At 78.0% G+C, this 14,281-nt stretch carries 12 protein-coding genes; 4 read left to right on the top strand and 8 right to left on the bottom strand.

Annotated elements, in window-relative coordinates; all coding sequences use genetic code 11:
* Positions 1-6: 6 nt before the first annotated feature.
* The 6 genes from BUE37_RS01155 to BUE37_RS01130 form a co-directional block, all read right to left on the bottom strand.
* Entirely contained in the window at positions 7-1,251 is a 1,245-nt protein-coding gene (locus BUE37_RS01155; protein ID WP_083628146.1) for a glycosyltransferase, read from the bottom strand.
* Entirely contained in the window at positions 1,248-2,240 is a 993-nt protein-coding gene (locus tag BUE37_RS01150) for a glycosyltransferase (protein ID WP_073418060.1), read from the bottom strand. The genes BUE37_RS01155 and BUE37_RS01150 overlap by 4 nt, the downstream gene beginning before the upstream one ends.
* On the bottom strand, positions 2,237-3,271 hold the full coding sequence (locus BUE37_RS01145) for a glycosyltransferase family 9 protein (protein WP_073419438.1): 1,035 nt from the start codon (positions 3,269-3,271) through the stop codon (positions 2,237-2,239). The genes BUE37_RS01150 and BUE37_RS01145 overlap by 4 nt, the downstream gene beginning before the upstream one ends.
* Complete coding sequence (locus BUE37_RS01140; protein ID WP_073419436.1) at positions 3,268-4,758, bottom strand: HAD-IIIA family hydrolase; 1,491 nt, start codon at positions 4,756-4,758, stop codon at positions 3,268-3,270. The genes BUE37_RS01145 and BUE37_RS01140 overlap by 4 nt, the downstream gene beginning before the upstream one ends.
* 131 nt (positions 4,759-4,889) lie before the next feature.
* Positions 4,890-5,387, bottom strand: a complete 498-nt coding sequence (locus BUE37_RS24685) for a MarR family winged helix-turn-helix transcriptional regulator (RefSeq protein WP_073418059.1) — start codon at positions 5,385-5,387, stop codon at positions 4,890-4,892.
* Between the two features lie 25 nt (positions 5,388-5,412).
* Positions 5,413-6,381: a hypothetical protein gene (locus BUE37_RS01130; protein WP_073418057.1), complete on the bottom strand. Its 969-nt coding sequence runs from the start codon at positions 6,379-6,381 to the stop codon at positions 5,413-5,415.
* Positions 6,382-6,680: 299 nt separating this feature from the next.
* On the opposite strand from BUE37_RS01130, the gene BUE37_RS01125 reads away from it, so the two are divergent.
* The 3 genes from BUE37_RS01125 to BUE37_RS01115 are packed head-to-tail and all read left to right on the top strand — an operon-like array spanning position 6,681 to position 10,304.
* The gene (locus BUE37_RS01125; protein ID WP_073419435.1) at positions 6,681-7,997 is read left to right on the top strand and encodes an alpha-hydroxy-acid oxidizing protein; all 1,317 of its coding nucleotides are present in this window, start codon (positions 6,681-6,683) and stop codon (positions 7,995-7,997) included.
* A 25-nt stretch (positions 7,998-8,022) separates the two neighbouring features.
* On the top strand, positions 8,023-9,447 hold the full coding sequence (locus tag BUE37_RS01120) for an amino acid permease (RefSeq protein WP_217651093.1): 1,425 nt from the start codon (positions 8,023-8,025) through the stop codon (positions 9,445-9,447).
* On the top strand, positions 9,444-10,304 hold the full coding sequence (locus BUE37_RS01115) for a universal stress protein (RefSeq protein WP_073418055.1): 861 nt from the start codon (positions 9,444-9,446) through the stop codon (positions 10,302-10,304). The genes BUE37_RS01120 and BUE37_RS01115 overlap by 4 nt, the downstream gene beginning before the upstream one ends.
* Before the next feature lie 141 nt (positions 10,305-10,445).
* On the opposite strand, the gene BUE37_RS01110 is transcribed toward BUE37_RS01115, so the two are convergent.
* Positions 10,446-11,147 carry a MerR family transcriptional regulator gene (locus tag BUE37_RS01110; RefSeq protein ID WP_073418053.1) on the bottom strand — a complete coding sequence of 234 codons (702 nt, stop codon included), beginning with the start codon at positions 11,145-11,147 and terminating at the stop codon, positions 10,446-10,448.
* Between the two features lie 62 nt (positions 11,148-11,209).
* Between BUE37_RS01110 and BUE37_RS01105 the strand changes: the two genes are divergently transcribed.
* Positions 11,210-11,689, top strand: a complete 480-nt coding sequence (locus tag BUE37_RS01105; RefSeq protein WP_073418051.1) for a DUF6194 family protein — start codon at positions 11,210-11,212, stop codon at positions 11,687-11,689.
* Here BUE37_RS01105 and BUE37_RS01100 read toward each other — a convergent pair.
* The gene (locus BUE37_RS01100) at positions 11,675-14,200 is read right to left on the bottom strand and encodes an AMP-binding protein (protein WP_083628144.1); all 2,526 of its coding nucleotides are present in this window, start codon (positions 14,198-14,200) and stop codon (positions 11,675-11,677) included. The two genes, BUE37_RS01105 and BUE37_RS01100, sit on opposite strands and share 15 nt — an antisense overlap.
* Positions 14,201-14,281 lie beyond the last annotated feature (81 nt).

The following is a 14,281-nucleotide window of genomic DNA, read 5'->3' as shown; positions in this document are numbered from 1 at the left end:
GGGCGCTCATCGGACGGCCTCGACGGGACGCCGGGTGGAGAGGACCGACCGGTAGACGGCCTCGGTGTCGGCGGCCACGCGGGCCCACCGGTAGCGGGCGCGGGCCCGCCGGACGCCGGCCGCGCCGTAGGCGGCGCGCCGGGCGTCGTCGGCCAGCAGCGCGGCGAGGACCGCGCCGAGCCGGGCCGGGTCACGCGGCGGCACGAGGTCGCCGGTGACACCGTCGGCGACGGAGTCCTGCAGCCCGCCGACGGCCGTGGCCACGACCGGGCGGCCGCAGGCCATCGCCTCCAGCGGGGTGATGCCGAATGGCTCGTACCAGGGCACGGCCAGGACGACGTCGGCCGAGCGGATCCAGGCCGGGACGTCGTCGCGCGCCACCGACCCGGCGAAGACGACGCGGTCGGCGACACCGAGGGAGCCGGCGAGCTCGCGCAGCCGGCGCACCTCCGGGTCCGCGTCGACGGCGCCGGGCGGCGGGCCGCCGACGACGACGAGCTCCGCGTCGGGCACCGCGGCCAGCGCGCGGACGGCGTCCTCCTGGCCCTTGCGCTCGACCAGCCGGCCGAGCACCAGCAACCGCGGCCGGCCGCTGCGCGGCGCCACCGGCCCGCGCGGGGTGAAGACGGTGGTGTCGACGCCGCAGGGGACGACCGAGACGCGGTCGCGGGAGAGGCCCAGGCGGCGCAGCTCGAACACCTCGTCGCTGCAGGTGGCCACCACGTGGCCGACCGCCTCGCACAGGCCCCGCTCCAGCTCCACGCGCTGCGCCGGCGAGGTGTCGGCGTCGCCCTGGTGGCGTCGCTTGACCGAGCCGAGCGCGTGGAAGGTCTGCAGCACCGGCACGGGGGTGAGCAGGCTCCCGGCGGCCTCGACCGCGGCCAGTCCGCTCATCCAGAAGTGCGCGTGGACGACGTCGGGCGGCCGCACCGCCCAGCGCGCCCGCAGCGCAGCGGCCAGCGCGGGCATGTGCCCGAGCAGGTCGTCCTTGGGCAGCGCCTCGGCGGGGCCGGCGGTGAGGTGCGAGACGACGTAGCCGTCGTCGGTGGTCACCTCGTCGGGCAGGCCGGGGTCGTCGCGGCGGGTGTGCACGGTGACCTCGTGGCCGCGGGCGGCCAGGCCCGCCGCCAGCGCGGCGACGTGCACGTTCTGCCCGCCGGCGTCGACCCCGCCGATCGCGGCCAGCGGCGAGGCGTGCTCGCTGACCATGTCGATGCGCAGCGGCGCGCCGGGATGCCGATGCGTCCTCATCGGGTGACCTCCTCGAGGAGCCGGTCCCAGTCGGCGAGGAAGCGGGCCAGGCCGTAGCGCTCCAGCGCGGCGGCGCGGGCCGCCTTGCCGGCCAGCCGGGCGGCGTCCTCGTCGTCCAGGTAGGTGCGGACCGCGTCCCACAGGACCTCGGGCCGGGTGGAGACGACGCCCGCGCCGGCCGGCACCGCCTCGACCACCTCGGTGGTGGCCAGCGCGACCACCGGCATGCCCAGGTGCATCGCCTCGAGCAGGGACAACCCGAGGGAGGTCCAGCGCACCGGGTGCACGTAGACGCGCCGGCGGGCCAGCTCGGTGTGCATGGCGGCCTGCGGCGGGTCGTCGTACAGGGTGACCCGGTCGGGGTCGAGGCCGTGCCGCTCGTGCAGCCCGGACAGCCCCATGCCGAAGACGTCGACCGGCGCGGCCGCGGCGAGCCCCGGCAGCAGGTCCGCGCCGACGGTGCGGCCCCGGCGGACCGGCTCGTTGGTGACGACGGCGGCCCGCGCGAGCTCGCCGGTCCAGCGCTCGCCGGGGTCGACGATGCCGTGCTCGATCACCGTCGTCGGGGCGCGGCCGTTGTCGTAGAAGAGCCGGTTGAAGTGCGTGACGTGCGCGATCGGGATGTCGTCGCGGTCGGCCAGCGGGTGGCGGGTGTGCGGCACCGGGCCGTCCCCGGGCTCCAGGCCCGGCGCGTTGTGCTCGAGGAACACCGCGGGCAGGTCGTGCCCGGGCTCGCGGCCGAGCCACTCGCGGACCAGCTCGAGGTCGCGCACCCGCTGGAGCACGACGACGTCGACGTCCTCCTCGCGCAGCTGCTCCGGGGTCACCTCGCGGGCCGACGCCGGCCAGTCCCAGGTGCGGGCGCGGCCCAGCCCGTCGGGACTGCGCCTCCCGTCGGGGCCGTCCACGACGGGCAGCAGGTACTCGTGCCGGCCCTCGAGGAACGCGGTCGTCCAGGAGCCGTGCACGTGCCAGACGAGGACCTTCACACGCTTCCCTTCTCGATGCGCACCTTCTCGACGGCGGCCACGACGTCGGCGGCGGTGACCGACGAGAGGCAGGGGTGGCCCGGCACCGGGCAGGCGCGGGCCCGGGTGCCGCGGCAGGGGGCGTCCTGGTCACCCAGCAGCACGGTGGGCACGCCGTAGGGCGCCCAGCGGGCGGCGGGCACGACCGGGCTGAACAGTGAGACGACGGGCGTGCCGACGGCGGCGGCGAGGTGCGCCGGGCCGGTGTTGCCGACGACGACGGCCGCGGCGCCGTTGAGCAGGGCGGCCATCTCCGGCAGCGTCGTGGCGCCGCCGAGGTCGGTGCCGCGGCTGCCGGCGACGGCGGCGGTGAGTGCCCGCTCCCCCGGCCCGCCGGTGACCAGCACCCGGTGGCCGGCGTCGGCGAGCGCCTCGACCGCCTCCGCGCAGCGCTCGGCGGGCCAGGTGCGGGCGGGCACCGAGGCGCCGGGGTGCAGGACGACGTAGCCGGGCTCGTGCGGCGGAGGCGGCAGCGGGCGGCGGACGGCGAGCCGGCCGTCGTCGCCCTCGGGCAGGTCGAACCCGGCCGCGCGGGCCAGCGACAGCGCCCGCTCGGGCTCGGGCAGGTCGACCTCGTCGTCCTGCCCGACCCGGTGGCGGACGTCGAGCAGCGAGCCGGGGTAGTCGACGCTGGTGCCGCTGATCCGCGGCACGCCGGCCGCGCGCAGCAGCAGAGCCAGCGGGAGCGGCGACTGGTGGAAGGACGTGGAGACGACGGCCTCGTCGGGGGCGAGCGCCCGCACGCGCGCGGTGAACGCGGCGAGGTCGGCGGCGTCGACCGGCGGCGGGTCGCCGAGGATCCACGGGCAGGCCCAGCTCACCACCTCGTCGACCCCGGGCAGCAGCGCCGCGGCGTCGGCCCCGGCCGGCCCGGCGAGGAACACCACCCGGTCGGCGGACGCGGCGACCGCCCGCACCAGCGGGCCCTGCAGGAGGACGTCGCCGGCGTTGTCGAGCCGGGCGACGAGGACCGTGCCGCGGCCGGCGCTCACCACTCGCCGGCCAGGACGTCGTCGACCGCGGCGGTCAGGGTCGCGGCGCGGCGGGGCGCGGCCGCGACCTCCTGCCGCCGCGTCACCGGCGTCGGGACCATGATCCCGGACGCGCCGGCCGCCGCGGCGGCCTCGACGTCGGCGCCGATGTCGCCGATCACCACCGTGCGCGCGGGCTCGACGCCGAGCTCGGCGCAGGCCGCCTTCACCATCCCCGGGGCGGGCTTGCGGCAGATGCAGCCGTCGTCGGGGCCGTGCGGGCAGACCTGCACGGTCTCGAACGGGCCGAGCAGCTCCTCCAGGCGCGCCATGCAGGCGTCGACCTGCTCGCGCGTGATGATCCCGCGGGCGACGCCGGACTGGTTGCTCACGACCCCCACCCGGACGCCGCGGGCGCGCAGGGCGTCGAGGGCCTCCCGCGCGCCGTCGACCGGGCGGACCCACGCGGGGTCGCCGTTGTAGGGGAAGTCGTGCACGAGGGTGCCGTCGCGGTCGAACAGGACCAGGTCGGGCAGGCCGCGCCACGGCGCGACCCGCCGGTGCCGCACGACGCCGCGCAGCCAGTGCCAGGTGGCCAGCGGGGGGATGGCGGCGCTGGTCAGCGCCATCGTGGTGACCTCCGCGCGGTCGCGCGGGCCGGGCGCGACGCGCGCCCAGGCGAACTCCGCGGTGCCGGCGGCCCAGGCCAGCGCCGCGGCGGTGACCGCGCGGGGACGGCGGGCGGCGGCCAGCCCGACGGCGGCGAGCGCCGCGGCGGTGACCGCGAGGTGCTGCGGACGGCGGCCGAGCGCCGCGTCGGCCCGCTCCCGCCAGTCCGGGCCGTGCAGGCGGCGCATGAGGACGTCGTCGGCGTTGCCGGCCTGCACCCGCACGCTCACCCAGCGGTCGACCGGGCGCACGGGGTGGGTGATCCAGCGCTCGCCGCGCACCAGCCGGGCGCCGGTGTCCATCACCCGCAGCGCGAGGTCGGAGTCCTCGCGGAAGGCGCGGGGGAAGCGCTCGTCGAACCCGCCGACGGCGGCCAGCGCGGCGCGGCGGTAGGCGAGGTCGGCGGTGATCCAGGAGCTGGTGGCCAGGCCCGCGGTGCCGCGCTCCCAGTCGGTGGGCCGGCGGTCCTCCGGCAGGGGCACCCGCACCCGGCCCTGGCTGCCGGCGACGTCGGCGGGCAGGCCGGCCAGGTCGGCGTCGAGCCGGGCGTACCAGTCGGCGTCGGGGACGACGTCGTCGTCGAGGAAGGCGACCCACTCGGTGCGCGCGGTGCGCCAGCCCAGGTTGCGGGCGCGGGCGGGCCCGCCCCCGCCGGTGCGGACCACCCGGACCGGCGGCAGGCCGGGCCGGTCGACGTCGAGCGGCGGGCCGTCGGGGCGGTCGTCGACCACCACCAGCCCGGCCGGGCGCGGCCCCTCGGCGGTGGCGAGCACGTCGAGCAGCACACCCAGCGACGGCCGGCCGATGGTCGGCACGACGACGGTGCAGCTCACGGGCATGATCGCGCCCTGCCCGGGCGCGACGACCCGCAAACACTACGGGCTTGAAGTGCCTCCGGAAGTGCTGGAACGGCCCCTCCGCAGGGGCCCGCCGCGAGCCTGCGAGCGGTGGGGGGCGGAGGGGTCCTTCGTCAGCGGCGTATGCGGGTGGCCGCGGAGACCCGGGCCAGGGCGTCGGTGACGACGGGCGCCTCGTCACCCAGGAGGATGAGCAGGCGGGCGACGAGGTCGTCGTGGAGCACCGCGGCGGCCCGGACGCGCTCCCGGCCGGCCTCGGTGAGCCGGGCGTGCAGCAGCCGGCGGTCGCCCGGGCGGCGCTCGCGGACCACCAGGCCCTGGTCGACGAGCCGGCCCACCGTGCTGGTGACGCCGGCCCGCGACAGCCCCAGCGCCTCGGCCACCTCGCCCATCGTGGCCCGCTCCCCCGGCGCCTCGGCGATCCGGCGCAGCGCCTCGAAGCCGGTCAGCGAGAGGTCGTGCTCGCGGTGCAGCGCGGAGTCGACCCGGTGGGTGATCTGGTCGTGCACCTGCACGATGCGCAGCCACGTCTCCGCGGCGCGGGGCTGCGCCCCGGCGAGCGCCGCGGGGTCGGCCGGGATCCCGGGGGCGAGCACGTCCTCGGAGCGCATCGCCCCATCGTCGCCGATGACGGCCTCAGGCGCTCCCGGGCGGACCGGACGGCACCGTCCGCTCGCGGCGCCCCGCGGCGACGAGCACGAGGCCGGTCGCGGTGACCACGAGCGCCAGCCCCGCCGCGACCAGCGGGACCGGCACCGGGTCGCGGTCGACCGGGGCCGCCGCCGCGGCCACCCGCAGCTGCACCTCGGCGACCGTCTCCGACTCCGCGCCCACCAGCGCCAGCGTCGTCGCCCCGGCGGCCGCGCCGCCCGGGATGCGCACCGTGGCCAGCACCTGGCCGTCGGGCCCGGCCGGGACGGCGGTGAGCTCGGTGCCGTCGGCCAGCCGCACCCGGACCACCTCGCCGGGGGTGAACCCGGCGCCGGTGAGGGTGACCGCGTCGCCGGCGGCGACCAGGGCCGACGACGCCACGACGGCGCCGCCGGGCGACACCCCGCCGTCGACCGGGGAGCCCGGGGCCGGCTCCGGCAGGCCGGGGACCGGCAGCGCGTCGGGGGCGGCACCGGCCGGCGCGGAGGGGGTTCCCGGCTCCTCCGCCGGTCCCTCCCCGGGCGTCGGCTCCCCCGGCGACGACGGCGCGGCCGTCGCGGGGGGCGCGGGGGACGCGGGCGGGACGTCGCCGGCGCCGGGCGGGGCGGCGATCGCCGCGCAGTCCTCCTCGGAGGGCCGGGTGAAGACGAAGCCGTCGAGCTCGTCGGTGTAGGCGGTGCCGGAGTCGTCGAGCGCGGTGTACTCCAGCCGGCTGTCGACCACCTCGCCCCAGGCGACGTCGCCGGTGCGCAGGACGACGGTCTCGCCGGCCGCGACCTCCGCGGAGTCCTCGCCGGCGGGCCGGCGGGTGGTGGCCAGCGTGACGGCGTAGGCGACGGTGCCCGCGGTCACCTCGACCACCACCCCGCCGGGCCGGCAGCTCGGCCCGTGCGTCACGCGCGCGTCGGGCCGGGCCGGGTCGTCGACGGCGGCGGCCGGGGCGGCCAGGACCACCCCGCCGGCCAGCAGTCCGGCGACGGAGAACAGCAGAGCGAGCCCTGTCGCGGTGACAGGGCGGGGAGCGTGCCGCGGCCTGTGCCTGGGCAGGGTCCCGACCGGCACGGTGTCCCCCTCGAGCGGTCGTGCACACCACCCGCGGTGGTTCCACCGGCGGCGCGGGACCATTCTGCGGCCCGTGACCCCATGTGGACGATGGTTCGACGGCGCGTCGTTCCCTCCTGACGGCGTGTCGCGGTCCGGGCGTGTCGCGGACCCCGGCCGGGGCCGGTGAGGCGGGTCACTACGGTGGCCGCGTGGACTCAGCAGCCGGGACCGGTCGCCGCCGCCAGAACGAGGTCTACCGGGCCGGCGTGTACGGCCGGACGCCGCGGGTGCCGACCACCGCGGTGCCGCTGCAGCGCCGGGCCAAGGCCCGGCTGACCGCCCGCGCGTACGCCTACGTGGCCGGCGGCGCGGGCGAGGAGAACACGCAGCGGGCCAACCGCGCCGCGTTCGACCGCTGGGCCGTCGTCCCCCGGGTGCTGCGCGACGTCAGCGCCCGTGACACGTCCGTCGAGCTGTTCGGCCGGCGGCTGCCCGCCCCGCTGCTGCTCGGCCCCGTCGGCGCGCTGGAGCTGGTGCACCGGGAGGCCGACCTCGCGGTGGCCCGCGCGGCGGCGTCGCTGGGCGTGCCGTTCGTGTTCTCCAACCAGGCGTCGGTGCCCATGGAGACCTGCGCGGAGGCGATGGGGGACGCGCCGCGCTGGTTCCAGCTGTACTGGTCGACCTCCGACGAGCTGGTGGAGAGCCTGGTCGGGCGCGCCGAGGCGGCCGGCTGCGAGGCGCTGGTCGTCACCCTCGACACCACGATGCTCGGCTGGCGCCCGCGCGACCTCGACCTCGGCCACCTGCCCTTCGCGCTCGGCAAGGGCATCGCGCAGTACACCTCCGACCCGGTCTTCCGGCGGCTGGCTGAGCAGCGGGTCGCCGAGGCCGGCGACGCCGCGCCCGCGCAGGCCGCCGACGCCGCCGGCCGCGACCGCCAGCCCCGGCCGACGCTCGCCGCGGTGCTGGCGATGGTCGGGATGGCCCGCGCGTGGCCGGGGCCGCTGCGGGAGAACCTGCGCTCCCCGCTGCCGCGGGCCGCCGTCGAGACCTTCCAGGCCATCTACTCGCGGCCCTCGATCACCTGGGCCGACCTCGCGTGGCTGCGCGCCCGCACCCGGCTGCCGATCCTGCTCAAGGGCGTCCTGCACCCCGACGACGCCCGCCGCGCGCTCGACGAGGGCGTCGACGGCGTGGTGGTGAGCACCCACGGCGGCCGGCAGGTCGACCGGTCGATCTCCGCGCTGGACGCGCTGCCCGACGTCGTGGCCGCCGTCGGCGACCGCGCGCCGGTGCTGCTCGACAGCGGCATCCGCAGCGGCGCCGACGTGCTCGTCGCCGTGGCGCTCGGCGCCCGGGCCGTGCTGCTCGGCCGGCCCTACGCGTGGGGCCTCGGGCTCGCCGGCGAGGAGGGGGTGCGCCAGGTCGTCTCCGACGTGCTCGGCGAGTTCGACCTCTCCCTCGGACTGACCGGCCACACCTCGGTGGCCGAGCTGACCCCCGAGGTCCTGCGCCGCATCCCCTGACCCGGCCGTCGCCGAGGAGGTCCCCGTGAGTGCTCCGTCCACCGGCAGCCAGCTGTTCCGGCGCAAGCCGGTGTCGGCGATGGTCGAGGAGACCGGCGCCGAGCAGCCGGACGGCGGCGCGCTGGCCCGCCGGATGGGCGTCGGCCAGCTCATGGGGCTCGGCATCGGCGCCACCATCGGCACCGGGATCTTCTTCGTGATGAGCACGGCGGTGCCCGAGGCCGGCCCCGCGGTGATCGTCTCGTTCGTGCTGGCCGCGGTCACCGCCGGCTTCACCGCGCTGTGCTACGCCGAGCTGGCCTCCACCATCCCGGTGGCCGGCTCCTCCTACTCCTACGCCTACGCGACGCTGGGCGAGGTCGTCGCCTACGTCGTCGGCTGGTGCCTGGTGCTCGAGTACGCGGTCAGCTCGGCCGCGGTGTCGGTGGGTTGGAGCGAGTACCTCAACGAGCTGCTCGACGACACGGTCGGCCTGCGCATCCCCGACGCGCTCTCGTTCGCGCCCGGCGCCGGCGGGGTGGTCAACCTCCCGGCCGTCGTGCTCGTGACGCTGTGCGCGCTGCTGCTGGTGCGCGGCGCCAGCGAGTCGGCGCGGGCGAACGCGGTGATGGTGGTCCTCAAGATCGCCGTCCTGCTGTTCTTCGCCGCGGTCGCCCTCACCGCCTTCGACGCCGGCAACCTGACGCCGTTCGCGCCGCTGGGCGCGGCCGGCGTCGGCGTCGCGGCGTCGTCGATCTTCTTCAGCTTCATCGGCCTCGACGCCGTCTCGACGGCAGGCGAGGAGGTGCGCGACCCGCGGCGGACGCTGCCGCGGGCGATCATCGGCTCGCTGGTCGTGGTGACCGTCGTGTACCTGCTGGTGGCCGTCGCCGCGGTGGGCGCACAGGCCGCCGGGGCCTTCGAGGGCCAGGAGGCGGGCCTGGCGGTGATCCTCGAGGACGTGACCGGCTCCCGGTGGCCGGCGATCGTGCTGGCCGCCGGGGCGGTGGTCTCGATCTTCTCCGTGACGCTGGTGACGATGTACGGCCAGACCCGGATCCTGTTCGCGATGAGCCGCGACGGCATGGTCCCGTCGCTGTTCAGCCGGGTCGACCGTCGCACGCTGACCCCGGTCCGCGGCACGGTCGCCGTCGCGCTGTTCGTCGGGGCACTGGCGGGGTTCGTGCCGCTGGACTTCCTCATCGACCTGACCAGCATGGGCACGCTCGTCGCCTTCCTCGTCGTCTCGGTGGGGGTGGTGGTGCTCCGGTCGACCCGCCCCGACCTGCCGCGCGGCTTCCGGGTGCCCGGCTACCCCGTCGTGCCCGCCCTCTCGGTGCTGTTCTGCCTCTACCTCCTCTACGGGCTCCCCGGGATCACCTGGCTGCTGTTCGCCGGCTGGCTGGCGCTCGCCGCGGTCGTCTACGTGACCTACGCGCGCACCCACTCGCGGCTGCGGGACCCGCGGTGACGCTCGTCGTCGGGCACCCCGCCGACCTCGAGGAGCGCGGCGACGCCCACCTGCTGCTGGCCGCAGTGCTCGCCCGCACGGCCGGGGACGACGTCGTCGTCGCCACGGTCACCGCCCGCGGGTTCCCCGACCCGCGCGCGGACCGGGAGTACCGGACGTGGGTCGCCGAGGTCGCCCGCGCGCGCCAGGGCCGGGCGGCGCACGCGCTACGGACGGCGGGCGTCGGCGAGGTGCGCACGGTCGCCGTCGAGGCGCCGTCGGTGCCCGCCGGGCTGGTCAGCGTGGTGACGCAGGTGGGCGGCTCACTGCTCGTGCTCGGCCGCGACGGCGCGGTGCCCGAGCACCTGCTGCGCTCCTCCCCCGTGCCGCTCGCGCTGGCCGCGCGCGCCGGCTCGCCGGGCGAGCGGGTGACCCGGGTGACCTGTACGTGGGCCGGCACCGACCGCTCGCGGGCGGCGCTGGCCTGGGCGACCCGCACCGCCGCGGCGTGGGGCGTGCCGCTGCGGCTGGTCACCTTCGCGCCCGACCGCGACCCACTGCTGCCGTCGGAGACGGGCCTGCACGTCGAGCGGGAGGTCAGCAGCGCGTGGGCGCGCCAGGCGCAGGCCGAGCTCGACGCCGTCGCCGCGCGCCTGCCGGGGACGACGGACACGCGGGTGGCCCGGGGCTCGGGCTGGCCAGGGGCGGTGGCGGCGGCCGGATGGTCCGACGGCGACCTGCTGGTGGTCGGCTCGTCGCGCCTCGGCCCGCTGGCCAGGGTGTTCCTCGGGTCGACCGCGACCCGGATCGTGCGGGCCGCGCCGGTGCCGGTGGTGGTCGTCCCGCGCGGCACGGAGGACACGCCCGGGCGGGGTTGACGCCCGCTGTGACGGCGCTCACAGTGGTGTCGGGCGGGGGAGCCGGCAATCGAGTGGCCTCCCACTGCTGGGAGGATCGACCAACGCGGCCAGACCGCCAGGACCGGCCCCCCGCCCCACTCCCTCAGCTGCCCCACTGCCTCAGCGCAGCAGCCCGGCCAGGGCGGCGCCGCCCTCGAGCAGCGCCCGCGAGCGGGCGTCGACGCTCGCGTCCCGGGCGGCGAGCGCGCCCCGCACGTCCCCGAGGCGACGTGCCGCGCGCAGCCCGGGCAGCAGCTCCCGCAGCGGACCGATGCCGTACCCGGCGAGGCGGAGCTGGTGGACGACCCGCGCGTCCCGCACGTCCGCGGGGGCGTAGCGGCGGGCGCCGGTGGCGTCGCGGCCCGGGACGACCAGCCCCTCGGCGTCCCAGTGGTGCAGCGTCGAGGGCCGCACCCCGAGGGCGCCGGCGAGCTCGGCCACGCCCATCGCGTCGGTGGGCCGGACGTCGGCCACGGGCTCCGCGGTGATCGCGGCGGCCGCCTCGCGGGCGAGCGCGAGGTCGCGCCGCTCGGCGGCGAGGGCCGCGTGGGCGGCGTCGAGCAGGCGCAGCACGGCCGGGTCGGGCCAGCGGTGCGCGGCGCGGACGAGGTCCCCGGCGCCGCGCGGCCCGACGGCGGCGGCCAGCAGGCGGTGGGCGAGGGCGGCCCGCGCGTGCGCCTCGGTGAACACCCGGCGCCCCGAGGCGGTGCGTGCGGCGGGGAGCAGGACGCCCTCGGCCTCGAGGTCGCGCACCTGCTGCACCGAGCACCCGGCCCGGCGGGCGACGTCGACCGTCCGCAGCGGCCCGTGGAGAGTCGTCACGGGTCCTCCCAGGTCATCCGGGCCCAGGCCTCCACAGGGACCCGGACCTGACACTCGAGGCCATGAGCATCGACGAGATCCTGGCGGCCGTCACCCCGTTGGACGGCGTCCTCGTGCTGCGGCCGGGTCCGGGCGACGGGTCCCCCGAGGAGGCGGAGGGCGACGTCTTCCTGTACGTCGCCCCGGACGGCGTCGTCCCGCGGACCCAGCCGTTCGCCACCGTGGTCACGAAGGACGTCCCCGGCGACCGGTCCTCGCGGCTGGACCGGTCGCCGGACACGTTCCGGGTCAACGTGGCCGCGGGCACCGCGGGCTTCACCGCGCTGGTCGGCCGCGGGCCGCGCGAGGAGCCGGCCGCCGGCGAGCCCGCGCCGGACGCCGTCGACACCGTCCTCGCCCACCCCGTCTACGGGTCGCTGGGCTGGGTGTCTGTGGTGGACCCGGGCCCCCGGACGGAGGCGACGGTGCGCGACCTGCTGCGCGACGCCCACGCGCGGGCCCTCGCCCGGGCCGCGCGGCGGGCGGGCTCAGCCCCGCTCTGAGACGGCGGCCGCGTCGAGACCCGGGACGGCGGCGCCGAGGGCGGCGAGCTCCGCGGTCAGCGCCTCGGCGAGCGCCCCGACGTGCGGCTCGTGCAGCATCCCGACGTGGTCGCCGGCGACGTGCACGGTCACCGACGGGCCGGCCAGCCAGGGCCCCCAGGCCGCCCGCGCCTGCGCCGACGGGTCGTCCGAGGCCACCACGACCAGTGTCCGCCCCGCCCAGGGGCGGCCTCGGTACCGGCGGGCGACGGCCATGCCGTGCAGGTGGAAGCGCGAGTAGTTGCCGACCCGGTCGGGGACGACGCCCGCGGTGGCGATGGCGACGGCCCGCTTGAGCCGGCGCAGCGGGCCGCCCTCAAAGGGGGACGGGGAGGACGACGGGTCGGGCGGGAAGCTGTCCAGGACCGCCAGGAGCTCGACGTCCTCACCCTCCGCCCGCAGCCGGTGCGCCACCTCCAGCGCCACCAGGGCACCCAGTGAGTGCCCGGCGAGCCGGTACGGGCCGTGCGGCCGGACGTCGCGCAGGGTCCGCAGCGCGCGGGCCGCCATCTCCTCGACCGATCCGTCCGGGCGCCCGCTGCCCTCGAGGCCGTGCGCCTGCAGCGCGTACACCGGCTGGTCGGCCGGCAGGCGCTGCGCGAGCGGCCGGAACCCGACGGCGACCGCTCCCGCCCCGGCCAGGCAGAACAGCGGCGGGCGGTCCCCGTGCTCGCGGAGTCGCACCAGCGTCGGGTGCGCCGGCCTCCGGTGCCGCCGGACGGCCTCCGCGAACGCCTCGACGGTCGGCGCCTCGGCCAGCAGGGCGGTGGACAGGGTCGCCCCGGGGACGTCGAGCTCGGAGGCGACGGCGGCCAGCAGCTCCTCCGCCGCGAGGGAGTCGCCGCCGAGGGCGAAGAAGTCCGCGTCGCGGCCGACCCGCTCGAGACCGAGGACCCGCGCGAAGACCCCGGCCACCACCCGCTCCCAGTCGGTGAGGGGCGGGCACGCACCGGGGTCGAGGACCGGTGCCGGCGGCAGCGCGGCCCGGTCGAGCTTGCCGCGCTCGGTCCGGGGCAGCGCCGGCAGAAGGACCACCTGCTCGGGGACCATGAACGCCGGCAGCCCGGCGCGCACGACCCGGCGGACCGAGGACGCCTCGAGCCGGCCCCCGGCGGGCACGACGTAGGAGACCAGCCGCGCCCGGCCCGTGTCCTCGGACACGACGCCGACCGTGACCGCCTCGCGGATCTCGGGCTGCGCGAACAGGAGGGCGTCCACCTCGCCGGGCTCGACGAGGTGCCCGCGGATCTTCACGCTGTGGTCGGTGCGTCCCAGCAGCCGCACGGTCCCGTCGTCGGAGATCACGGCGGCGTCGCTGGTGAGGAACTCGCGGACGCCGTCGCCGAGGTCGCGGAAGACCTCGGCGGTGGCCTCGGGCGCCCGCCAGTAGCCGTCGGTCAGCCACCGCGACTGCACCACCAGGCGTCCGGTGCCGGTGGCTGCGTCGGAGCCGTGCTCGTCCCGGACCAGCAGGCGGACGCCGGCGACGGGCCGGCCCACCGGCGTCGCGCCCGGGGGGAGCGGCTCGCCGGGCCCCATGACGTGCTCGCAGATCAGCCCGGTCTCCGTGGAGCCGTACCGGTTGCGGATCACGCAGGCGGGTCCCACCAGCCGCCGCACGGCCTCCAGCTCGGCGGCGTGGACCGTCTCGCCGGCCATCGTGAGCTGGGCCAGACCGTCCAGCGTGGTCCCGGGCGGGCTGGAGGCGACGATGCCGCGCAGGATGGCCGGGCTCGCCACGAGCACCGTGGCACCCACCTCGCGCAGCCACCCGGACAGCTCCCGCACGGGCCGGGTGCGCGGGTCGAAGAGCTGCTGTGTCGCCCCGCTGACCAGCCCGGCGATCGTCAGCCCGAGGCCCGCGCTGAAGGCCATGGGGAGCAGGGCGGCCACGGTGTCGCCGGGGCCGTAGCAGCCGGTCGCGGTGGCGTTGGTGTACGCGTCGTGGAGGTACCAGGCCGACCCGGACGCGACACCCTTGGGCCGGCCGGTGGAGCCGGAGGTGAAGGCGAGTGCGGTGGGCTGCCCCGGCCGGGGCGGGACCACGCGCAGGTCGGCGCGCCGGCCGTCGAGGACGACGACGTCGCCGCAGACCTCGCGCGCCACCGCCACGCGCGGCTCGTCCGCGACGCACAGGACCGCGCCGGCGGAGTCCACGTAGGAGCGCAGGCGGGCCGCGGGCGTGGTCGGGTCGAGCACCACGACCGGGGACCCCGAGACGACGACGCCGACGATCGCCACCACGGCCCCGACGCCGTGGCCGCAGAGGACCCCGACCGGATGGCGGTCCGGGTTCCGTCGGGCGACGGCGTCGGACACCGCCGCGGCCTCGGCGAGCAGGCCGGAGTACGTGAGCTGCCGGACGGCATCCCCCACCGCCACCGCCCCGGGCTGCGCGGCCGCCACCTCGAGCAGCCGGCCGACCACGGTCGTCGCGTGTCCGTCATCGGTCAGCGGCGGCAGGGCGGGCATGGCGGGGACCTCTCGGCGCAGGGCGATACCCGCAGGTCACGGGCTCGCTGCACCGTAGGCGACATGGGGGCAACAGGTGTA

The organism is Geodermatophilus nigrescens (genome assembly GCF_900129495.1).
GTDB lineage: Bacteria > Actinomycetota > Actinomycetes > Mycobacteriales > Geodermatophilaceae > Geodermatophilus > Geodermatophilus nigrescens.
Note: the sequence above shows the minus strand (reverse complement) of the source record. Positions and strands in the feature narration are given on the sequence as shown.